We start from the raw sequence: 12059 nt of genomic DNA on the forward strand, positions 1-12059 counted from the left end.
GTTGCCTTAATCTTATTGTATAATTTTTTAAAACTTAAATCGTATGTATGTAAAACAAATTGTGCAGAAAGCATTCGCAGTCCTTTGGGTGAACATGCTATGTTTGGCGGCGTTTGCGCAAGAACGTTCGATTACGGGAACGGTCGTTGATGAAGCCAATGAGCCGATTATTGGTGCAAATATTACTGAATTGGGTACTACTAATGGGGTAATTACCGATTTGGATGGTAATTTTACGTTGAATGTGCAGGCGGACGCAAAGATTCAAATTTCGTTTATTGGTTACATTATGCAGACGGTAGCTGTTGGGAACCGGACACATTTTGACATTGTGTTGAAAGAAGACACCAAAACGCTTGATGAAGTGGTGGTGGTAGGTTATGGAACCATGAAAAAAAGCGATTTGACTGGTTCTATTGCCTCTGTTTCTTCTGAGAAATTGGCATCCCGCGGTACGGTACGTGTAGAAGACGCATTGCAGGGGGCGATACCCGGTGTGAATATTACGCAAAGCAACAGCCGTGCCAACGGAAGTTTTGACATGCAAATCCGCGGACAAGCATCTATCAACAACAGCAGTGACCCGCTTTTTGTGGTTGATGGAATGGTTGTCTCATCCATTGATTTCTTGAATCCTGAAGATATAGAGCGGATAGATGTATTGAAAGACGCGTCTTCTACCGCCATTTACGGTTCGCGCGCTTCTGCGGGTGTAATCGTCATTACGACAAAAGGCGCGGGAGCGGGACAGGGCAAGGCACAACCGGTGGAAATCTCTTACGATGGTTATTATGGTGTCCGCAAGGTGGCGCGCATGCCTGAACTTATGGATTCGCGCGAATGGATGCAATACCGGTTTGCCCGCTATACAGAAGGAACGGTAGATGAGGACGGGCATGTAACGTATGTCATGACTGACTCTAACTTGCAATCGGTGTTTCAAAATGGAACCGATTGGCAGAATTCTACATTGATGCAAAGGTATTTGACGAATGAGACTTATGACTGGTCTGACTATGTGTTGCGCACCGCGACACAACAAAACCATTATATCAGCGCGAGCGGTGCTACGGAGAAAACCAGTTATCGTTTGGGCATGGGGTACCAGAGTGAAGAAAATGTTTTCAAGAACAACGATTACCAGCGTTTTAATATCAAAGGTTCGTTTGACAGTAAGCTGTCAAAAGTCGTCGAAGCCGGTATGTCGGTCAATTTGGTACACGATGTGCAGGATGACTGGATTACCGCGACTTCAAGCAGTTATTCTCCTTATAATAATGCTTTCTGGATGGCGCCGGTCTTGTCTCCTTATGAAGAAGACGGAAGTCTGGCTGCTCTTCCGGGAAAAGTAGGGACCATGTCATTGACTTCTACCCCTTCTCCTTTGGTGGATTTTGTCATCGATGCGTATGATAATGAAACCCGTAAGTTTCATACTTTCGGTAATATGTATCTGCGTTTTAACATTTTGGAAGGATTACGTTTTACGACCACTTTTTCTCCCAATTACTATCATGGCAGGCAAGGCATTTTCTACGGGACGGGAGTTTCAGATGAGTATCCGTTGGGAACTGCTTATTACCAGAGTCAGGAACATAACCAGGCTTCTGTAATCAATACAGAGCGTCTGGACTGGACTTGGGATAATCAGATTGATTATGCAAAGACGTGAGGAGAGCATTCATTGAACGTCATGGGGCTGTTTTCCATGTATGCTTCGAATAAGGAAACTTATACGCAAACCGTAAACGATATTTCAGATGACAAATTATCTTACCATGCGATGGATAAAGGGTCGGGTACAAAGACCATAGAATCTACTTATACCGAATCGTCCTTGGTATCAGTCGCTACCCGTTTGAATTATTCTTATAAGGGGCGTTACATGGCAACGGCAACCATACGTGCTGACGGTTCTTCCCGGTTTGCCAAAGGTAACCGTTGGGGATGGTTCCCCTCGGCAGCTGTGGCATGGCGTATGTCGGAAGAAAGCTTTATGAAGGATGTCCGTTGGCTCGACAATTTGAAGCTTCGTCTCTCTTATGGTATTACCGGAAACAATAACGTAGACGATTATGTCACGGAATCTTCGGCTTCAGGTCCTAATTATGTTACTATCAATGGGATAGAATATCAAGGATATTATCCGAACGGGCTGATAGACAAAGACCTTATTTGGGAACGCATCAAGGAATTTGACGCGGGAGTGGATATCGGTGTGTTGCGGAACCGCATCAACCTTACTGCCGACTTTTACCGGCGCATATCCGACGGGCAGATAATGGACTCTACCGTTCCTCTTGAAACAGGAGAAAGTTCAGTCACAACCAATATCGGATGTGTGCAAAATACCGGTATAGAGCTGGCATTGGGGCTGGGCATCATACGTACCAAGAATTTCACTTGGGACATGAACCTTGCCTTTGCGCGGAACTGGAACAAGATTACCGAATTGCCGAACGGTGACGACACATCGAATAATTGGTTTATCGGCGAGAGCCTGAATGTATTGCGTGGCTATACAGGTGCGGGAGTGGTTACGGAAGACGGGGTGACCATGAATACCGTGAATGGGAAAAAACATTATACCTTGAAAGAAGTATATCAGAAGTATGGATGGTACGAAGGGCAATATGCAGTGAACGACTGGAACGATGATGGGGTAATCAGTGAGGAGGATAAGCAAATCTATGGTTGTACCGACCCCAAATGGACAGGCAGCCTGAGTTCGACCATGACGTATAAAGGATTTGATTTTTCATTCATGCTGTATACGAAACAAGGGCAATGGTCCCGCAGTTATTTTCATGAACAATATCTGGACTATAGTGACCGTGGGCGGCAGAAAATGAGCTTTGACTATTATATTCCTGCCGGAACTCCGGTATTGGACGAAGACGGGAATGTAACGACTCTCACCGAAGCCCATTACGGCGAATATCCTTACCCGACCAATATGGATAAAACGGCGGGCGGTTATTTCGACAAGAGCAGTGATGCGGTGCGCTATCACAAGACATCTTTTGTAAAAGTGAAAAACATTACGTTAGGCTATACTTTCCCGCAAAAGTGGATGAGCAAGTTTGCCGTGAAGCATTTGCGCCTTTACCTCAATGTGCTGAATCCGTTCTGTTTTACCGATTATGAAGGGTTTGACCCGGAATGGGCAGATGCCAACCTTACAAATGGCGGTCCGGCTTCTGTTACTTATCAGGTGGGTGTGAACCTTAAGTTTTAACAATAACCAATAATTACTATACGTATGAGAAAGACAATTGAATTATTATACACTTTCATCGCTGCAGGCAGCATGGTGTTGGCTGGATGTGATGATTTTCTTACTCCTGAAAATAAGAGTGCAGTGACGGATACGGATTATTTCGCTACTTCCGACGGTTTCCAGTCACTGGTGTACGATGCGTATGCACAGTTGGACCCGCTTTTCAATGATAGTGATACGCCTCTTTATTTCAATGCCGGGACGGACTTGTATCAGCAAGGGCGCAAGACATCCGACCAGGCATTACACCGCTGGCTGAACTTTACGCCCGAAAACGGTACGGTAGAAACGTTTTATACGGAATGCTATGACGGCATCCGTTCTTGTCTGGCTATCCAGTATTATGCGCCGAACGCTTCGGTTGACGATGAAACCAAACAAAAAGCGATTGACGAAGGGCGTTTTGTGGAAGCATTGTTTTACTATTTGCTGGTGAATAATTTCGGTGGAGTGCCGATTGTTACCGAATATGCTGATACGGCAGTAAAAGGTTATCCTCGGGCGACGGCTGAAGAAGTGTATAATTACATTATCGGAGAGCTGGAAAGCATCATCTCGAACAATCTGCTGGTGGAGTCTTCTGCAACTGCCGGCGGAGGAGAAGCCAGTATCGAGGCGGCTAAAGCCTTGCTTGCCAAAACTTATCTGTCGGCTGCATGGGATTTGGGAAATGACGCATATTTTTCCGAAGCCGCCCGATATGCCGATGAAGTGATTGACGGGCGTTCCTTGACCACAGAGTTCGCAGATTTGTGGGCTGCTGATTATTCGGGCGATGATGATGCCGAATTCATCTTTGACCTTGAATTTGATTTCGACAGCACCCACGACCAGACAGACGGTAATTGCTGGCAGAACTTTTATTGCAATTATTATGGAGGTTCGGAAGAAGGGATGAAAAACGGTGCCTCATGCTATGTCCCTTACATGCATACGCTCAGGTATTTCGAAGAAGGTGATAAGCGTTATGATGCCACCTTTATGAAAACATTGTTGGTAACCGGCGCTTGGGATCCTGACCAGGGGTTTAAGCAAGACGGGAATCCGTTGGGAGACTATTTCGGGTTTTATGAAAATGGCAATACAGCCATGGGGCGTATGGTAGGCGTATATTATCCGGCTTATTGGGAATGCGACGATGAATCGGTATCGGCATGGCGTGCCGAAGATCCGGAGAACCGAGAGCAGACATACGTTATCCCGCAAAACGAAAAAACGGCGATTATGGATCCGATGTCAACTTATGAGACGGACCGGGAAGAGGTCGATAACGGCGTTATTCTGAAATACGATTTGGAGACCGAGTGTTATCAAAAAAGCTGGTCTATTCAGCCCTGCCGTAAATTTGATGACAGCAATACGGCAAGCTATAACAGTGACCGCAGTTTCCGTGACATTCATATCATTACCCTGCCTGAAATCTTTTTGGTTGCGGCAGAGGCGTATCTGAAAAGCGGGGATTCCGCTACGGCATTGGAACGTTTGAATACCATACGCCGCAGGGCAGGCGTAGCCGATGTGGCGAGTGTGGATGTGGATGCAATCCTGAAAGAATCGGCATGTGAAATGTTCGGTAACGGATATCGCCGTATGGACCTTCGCCGTACAGGCAAACTGATTGAATACAATAATCTGTATAATTCGGAGTTGCAAGGAACGGCAGAGTCGGCGATTGGGGAAAAACTTTTATGGCCCATTCCGCAAGCGGCGATAGATGCCAATGACCAGCTATCTTCTGCCGACCAGAATCCGGGATATTAACGGCTTTTTGCCAAGAGTTATGCCAATTGTTAAGGCGAATACGCTGAAAGTTACAGATGGTAACTGTAAACATGAAAAGAACCATATCAAACTCGTTGTTGAGTGCGGTATGGTTCTTTTTTTGCTCCTGCCTTACAAGTTATTTTAGAGTCTGTTTAAATTTTGCTCAGGTTAATTTTGCGAATTGTTTTCGAGGATGTTTTTCTGATTTTATGAGAAGGATAGCGGGCTATCTGACGAATAAAATCGGGAAAACAGACCGGAAACAAACGCAAAAGAACCTGATAGAATATTACTTTATTGGAAAATTTAAACAGGCTCTTAGCTTGAATCTGTTTTCAATGATTCCCAGAGTTTACATATTCCGAAACATGCTGCGACGGTCTTTTTTATTTGTCCGTTTCAGAATAATTTCGTTCCTTTGCATAAACCCTTAAAAACGTAATTCACAATGAAGTACCCGATAGGAATCCAAAGCTTTAATCAGATTATAGAAGACGGTTATGTCTATGTCGACAAGACTGGTTTGATTTACCGGTTGGTAAAAGAAGGGAAAATCTATTTTCTGAGCCGTCCGCGCCGGTTCGGCAAGAGCCTGCTGGTGTCTACCCTGAAATGCTATTTCCAGGGGCGGAAAGAACTGTTCAAGGGGCTTGCCATTGATAAGCTAGAGACCGAGTGGGCGGAATATCCCGTGTTCCATATCGACTTCAACGTGGGCGACTTTACCCTGTCGGGCAATTTGGAAGCGAGAATAGAAGAGACCTTGGCAGCCTGGGAGAAGCTGTATGGCAGGAGCGATACGGCGCAAACGACAGGCGCACGCTTCATCCACGTGCTGCATCAGGCGCGCAAACGGTACGGCAGGCGGTGCGTGGTATTGATAGACGAATACGACAAGCCTGTCCTTGACGTGCTGGATACGGGATATGGCACTACGATAGACGGTGAAAGGCGCCTGCTGGAAGACCGCAACCGGGAAATATTGAAGAACTTCTATTCGGTATTTAAAACCGCTGACGAAGACCTGCAGTTTGTCCTGCTGACGGGCGTGACCAAGTTCTCGCAGGTAAGCGTGTTCAGCGGATTCAACCAGCCAAGCGACATCAGCATGGACGACCAGTACGAGACGCTGTGCGGCATCACGCAGGAAGAACTGGAGCATTACTTCGCCGAACCGATCGGGGTATTGGCAAAGAAATACGGTACTACAGTGGAAGGGATGCTGAATATATTGAAACACCGGTACGACGGGTATCATTTCAGCAGCAACCTGACGGATGTGTACAATCCGTTCAGCCTGTTGAACGCGTTTGCTAAAAGAGAGCTGCGTGACTACTGGTTCTCCAGCGGCACGCCTACCTACCTGATCCGCCTGATGAACCATACGCAGGAGGACCTGAACGAAATGACCGGCAAGTATTACGCCCCCAAAGAGTTCGTAGATTATAAGGCAGACGTAGAGAAACCCCTCCCGATGATTTACCAGAGCGGTTGTCTGACCATCAAGGACTACGATAGGGATTTCGGCATGTTCCTGCTCGACTTCCCGAACAATGAGGTGAAAGGCGGTTTCGTGTCTCTGATCGCTTCCAGCTACTTGAAGCCTCAGGAGAATTTGGATAACTGGATAAGGAGTGTGGTTGTTTCCATGCGCAAAGGCGATGTGGAACAGCTCCGCAAGCTGTTCACATCCTTTCTCGCCAGTATCCCCTATTCAATGCGCAGCAAGAAAGACGAGGCGGAAAAGGAACGCTTCTTCCACTATACGCTTTGCCTCATCTTCCGCCTGATAAGCGTCTACACGGTCTATACCGAGAAGGAGCAAAGCCAGGGACGTGCCGACTGCATCGTAGAGACGGACAATTACATCTACATCTTCGAGTTCAAACGAGACGGCACGGCGGACGAAGCCCTGGCACAGATAGAGGCGAAAGGCTATGCCCAGCCCTACGAAGCCGACCCACGCATCTTATATAAAATAGGTGTGAACTTCTCTTCCGAAACGGGAACGGTGGAGGACTGGAAAACCGTCTGATTTACGATTTGACTATTTATGGTTTACTATTTGTGAATTTCGTAAACAGTCCATGTAGGGGCGTATCGCATACGCCCTAAAAACATCCGCATGGATAAGTAGACGTATTCGGGCGTATACGATACGCCCCTACAGTTCATTGAGTGAAATGCGGAATCCAGTGTGACAGGGAAGTCTAGTATCGCAGGTAGACACAAAAAAAGCGGCTCTTTCGAGTCGCTTTTTTTATTTATAGAGTAATCGGTTAAGATTATTTGTTCGCTTGAATAGTTACTGATACTTCTTCTTGCAATTCGTATCCCCAAACGTCTTTTACAGTTACAGGCATTTGAACTTCTGTCGTATTAGTAATATTTTCACCATATACAACAAATGCGCCATTATACTGCTTCTTAGCTTCAGAATCATAAGTTGCAGGAGCAAGTTCAATTCTCTTAATCAAGTTTTCTTTATCACGACCCGGAGTTACTTTGTCGATTTGTTCATTGTCCCATGCAATAACATATGAACCACTCTCGGTAACTACCTTGTCAGGAACAACATTGTAATCATTTCCGTTGTAATCTTCACCCTTGATCATTGCGTCTGTAATGCGTGCACCCTTAGACCAGTCATTAGCACTGATGTTGATTGTGCTTCCAGAAACAGGAGTTACAGTACCTTCATAAATCGGGCTCATCAGACGAATCTTGAATGTGTATTCCTTATCGCTGTTTTCTGCATAGTTCCAACCTGCAATAGCTGCTTCATCAGTATTGAAGTAACCCTTAGTAGCCTTGATAGTTACAACTTCGTTATAACCGTTAGCACCTTGGTTCTTGTCATTGATACCTGCTTTATCTGCATCGAAGTCAAGAGTTGTGTAAACTTCTTCGTCAGAGTCTTCTACAGAATTGTCTTTACCGAAGTAAACAATTGCATCCTCTGCACTGCTCTTAACTGTGTTAGTACCATTAGTCCACTGCAATTCAAACAATGTTTCGCCAGTTTCGCCAGTTTCACCTACCTTGTCATTAGTGAAGGTTACTTGAGCATTGCTTACAAAGTCGTTGAAGTATCTTGCCAAAGTTACAGCAGTCGGAGCTGTTTCGTTATTACCCTTATTAGTCTGATAGAAGTAAGCATTGATTACATCGTTGGTCTTATCCAAATATGCATCTTTCTTAGAGAACAATTCAGATAATGCAGGTGCATGGAATTCAACCGGAACTACGATGCTGTTCAATACATTGCCACCGTTTTCTTTCGTAGCCTTGAATGTTGCCTTGATGTAATAAGTCTTATCAAGTTCAAGACCAGCATCATCACTGTTAATCTTGCTATTATCAATATCAACTTGGATATAGTTAGCCTTGTTTCTATCGGTTACAGCTGCGTGGTCCTTACTATCTTTCTTCGACAGTTTTTCTACAACCATAGCCGTGATACCATCAGGCATAGCCTTAAAGTCTTTGTCTGCTTTTGTAGACCATTGGAATGTGATTGCATCCTTATTAATGTCCACATTTTGCATCCATTGGTTGAGGTTGTCACCCAAAGCAGTCTTCATTGTAGCCAAATCGATGCCGAAGTAGTTGTTGTTATAATCTTCGATATTAACATCATGTTCGTGTAAGCCATATTCAGCAGGAGTAGTGATTTCGCTATTCAATACGATAGTAACAACTGTTTTCTTAACTTCACCATTGTTAGCTACGCTGTAGATAATCAAGTCAAATTCAGCAGGAATAGAAGATACATCCGGATTCTTGCCAATCGTAAAGGTGTGTTTGTCTTGATTGAAGCTCAAACCATAAACTTCACGGTCTGAATCATCTGCAGTCAAGTACATATCATACAAGGCTGATGCTTGCACAGCATTTACAGTGTATTCTACATTTGTCTTGAAAGAAATATTTTGGTCACTACCTGTTTGGTCACCTAACAGATAATCAGATTTCAAAGGTGAATCTTGTCCATTGTATTCAACATAAGCTTCTTCTACCTTGAAGTTGAATGTTTTATTTTCTTGACCTTCTTCAGTTGGTATTCCTTCAATATAGAAACCTGTTAATTCTTCAGGATTGATTCGCTGTACTGTCAACTGATATTTGCTGCGGAATCCATGGTTTGCATTCAATGCATATACTACAGCAGCTTCTTTCGTATTTCCTTCAGATTTTTTGATAGCATCCCAAACATCTTCATTATCGTCTTTAGCAACCACCTGATTAGCCATTGACAATGCCCACAAACCATTACCGGTAGTAGCGGCACGACCGTTGATTTCGCTTCCAGTCATTGCACTGCCATCCGTTTGTGAAGGGCTTGCAGTGAATACAACCGGTTCTACATCTTTATTTAACGTATTTGTCAAGTAGAAGTTGATGTTTTCAGCCGGAACATCTACCGGATCCATACGCAAATCGATTTGGGTAGGAGATGCATAAATGAAATCACCATTATTCGGCAATTTCTTATTTCCTAACCATTTCGATGCAGATGTAATACCATCAGTCTTTACATCGTCACTCGGATTGAAGTTAAAGTCCTGATGAGAAATCAAAACGCCTCTTGGTTGAACCGAAACTGCACTACCTTCCGTCCCATCAGTCAAATAGTCATCGCTATAGTTGTATGTTTCCTTAGACTGAATTGTTTTAGTACCCAATGTCATTTCAGTAATAGAAGATACAGCAGAAGGCAATTTCACGGTTTGCGGGGTCCCGTCCGAAGCATAGATAGTGAAGGTATAACCGTCAGCTTCGCTACCCGATACAGTTACGCCCGATACAGGGATGCCGGTAGATTTATATGTACCATCCTCCTGCAGAACAGACCACATGTTGTTTTCAATGATAATCTGGTCTTTGTGTTCTTCGCCCGGAGTCGGATCAGCAGCAGCCTTAATGTCTGTCGGTTCGCCGTCGATGCACAAAACACCGTCAGCGTTTACAGTAACCACGCTACCCACTTCGTCTTCCAAAGTGATTTCTGTAGTCGTACCGTCCGTGTAAGTAAAGGTGATGGTGTTGCCATTGTTTGAAACGGCGCTTACGTATTTGCCGTTTTCCACAGCGTTCTGCAATGTAGTCACAGCACTCTGCAAGCTGGTAACATCTTCGCGCAGACCGTTGATGTCATCATCATAGTCTTTACAAGAGGTAAAAGTTCCTGCCGAAGCGAACAGAAGCGCTCCGAACAGCAGTGCACTTAAATACTTTTTTCTCATAACAAAATAAATTTAATTTATAAATTAAAAAACCCAAATCGTTCTAACTCAAGCCGTTACACGTACCGCCGAATCCGCCCGAAACCCCTGATTTTCAGCCCCGTCAGTAAACGCGCCGATAACAGACATAAGAATATGAAAGTGTTGATAATGAATGATATACATCCCACGAATTAAAGTTTTATAACAAAACGGCGCAAATCTGTGCCGGTTTCGTAATCTGAAATTGAGTAAAAAGCGTGAAATAAGTGACTGATATAGTAGGATTTACATGAAAGAATGCAATAAAAACGATGAAAACATATCTTCGGGAATAGATTGCAAAACCGGGATATTACCTGTTTTTTCTCTTAATGAAAGCCTGCATCTCCTCGAAATTGTTGTTTCCGCATTTGGGTTACATTGCCGTTGCAGCCAGCTTCCATTTATGGTTTCCATATGAAAACCGTACGGTTTCCATATCAAGAACGTACGGTTTCCAATGCAAAACCATACGGTTTTGATATCAAGAACGTAAAAGTATGCCTTTTGAAAAAACGATATGACTTATGCTTTGCGCAATATGAAATTGTGCATTTTTGTTGATGTTATCATAGAATACACACGGCACAGAATACAACAAATCTATGCCGTGTATAGTATGAAATATCTGCCTCTTTACCTGGCAAATTATATGGGAAGTAGATGTTTAGTTTGCGATTGTGTTTGGAACAAGTACAATGCACCACGACATCCAGTCGGACAAATCCTCTACATCGTATAATACTTGGCTGAACATTTCCATTTCCTGTTTTTCTTCTTCGGTCAAGCCTTCCATGCCTTTTCCTTGCATGAACATGTCCAGTGCGGTATATCGGTTGGGATTGGCGATGGTCCAAGCGAATCCATTGCTGGTATTCCAATAGGTAATGGGCAATTCATAATAATCTCCCCATTTCTGGAAGGGGGATTTGCCGTAAGGGTCTAACGGAGAGCCTAACCATTGGGCGCAGAATTGTTCGCATTGTTCGGGCGTGAAGAGCCACGACATGGAGTTTGTGTATTGCGGGTCTATCCAATAACGGGCGGTCATCCATAATTCGTAGTCTGTCTGGCCTGCTTGTTTCAGCCATGTCTCGAAGGTGAAGTCTTCATGGAGCACCAGTTTCATGTCGGTTATTTTTTCGGCAATGCGCAGACTGATTTTATCTAATACCTCTTGTACGAAATCCCATCGGCTTATTTCTTTTCCTTGCCATTCTATCGTACCAGCTTTAGCTGCAGTGCGGAATAGGCATTTTGAGAGAAAATGATATTCGTTTGAGCCTGTTCCCCAATAGGCAGAGAGGGTACAGTCCGCTTGTATTCGCCTGCTTGACCCGTCAGCTTTGTCTGTATCAGCATAATAGGTCCCTTTGATTTGCCTTTCGTATATGAAGCCACCGGGAACAGCCTCGAATGTCACTACTCCTTCGCCCGGAGTGGTTTTTATCAAGATTTTTACCGGTTGGGGGACATAGTTCATGATATACATCATCATTTGCGTAGAGTCCTCTTCCACCGGCTCGAAATATACAGAACAGTCTGTAACGGTCGTGCCGTTTATCTGCAAAGAGAGTGCATCGCCTCTGAAAGTAAGATCGGGTTCATACATTTCCGCAGGGTCGGTCAATGCCGGGGTATCATTTTCCGAACAGCTTGCAAGCAGGCATACGCTCATTATCAAGAATATGCCCCACATTTGTGTTAACACATTCGTTTTCATATTGACTTTGGTTTTTAGGTTTCAA

General features: G+C 44.3%; 4 protein-coding genes and 1 pseudogene. 3 read left to right on the forward strand and 2 right to left on the reverse strand.

Annotation, left to right across the window (positions count from 1 at the left end; genetic code table 11):
• Positions 1-43 precede the first annotated feature (43 nt).
• From BACSA_RS12260 to BACSA_RS12270, 3 genes and pseudogenes are all read left to right on the forward strand, one after another.
• Positions 44-3238, forward strand: a pseudogene (locus BACSA_RS12260) (SusC/RagA family TonB-linked outer membrane protein).
• Positions 3239-3262: 24 nt separating this feature from the next.
• Positions 3263-5041 carry a RagB/SusD family nutrient uptake outer membrane protein gene (locus tag BACSA_RS12265; protein WP_013618407.1) on the forward strand — a complete coding sequence of 593 codons (1779 nt, stop codon included), beginning with the start codon at positions 3263-3265 and terminating at the stop codon, positions 5039-5041.
• A 451-nt stretch (positions 5042-5492) separates the two neighbouring features.
• The gene (locus BACSA_RS12270) at positions 5493-7079 is read left to right on the forward strand and encodes an ATP-binding protein (RefSeq protein ID WP_013618408.1); all 1587 of its coding nucleotides are present in this window, start codon (positions 5493-5495) and stop codon (positions 7077-7079) included.
• Between the two features lie 250 nt (positions 7080-7329).
• Here BACSA_RS12270 and BACSA_RS12275 read toward each other — a convergent pair whose 3' ends face one another.
• On the reverse strand, positions 7330-10290 hold the full coding sequence (locus tag BACSA_RS12275) for a hypothetical protein (RefSeq protein ID WP_013618409.1): 2961 nt from the start codon (positions 10288-10290) through the stop codon (positions 7330-7332).
• Positions 10291-10978: 688 nt separating this feature from the next.
• Entirely contained in the window at positions 10979-12034 is a 1056-nt protein-coding gene (locus tag BACSA_RS12280; protein WP_013618410.1) for a hypothetical protein, read from the reverse strand.
• Positions 12035-12059: the final 25 nt, after the last annotated feature.

This window comes from Phocaeicola salanitronis DSM 18170, assembly GCF_000190575.1.
GTDB lineage: Bacteria > Bacteroidota > Bacteroidia > Bacteroidales > Bacteroidaceae > Phocaeicola > Phocaeicola salanitronis.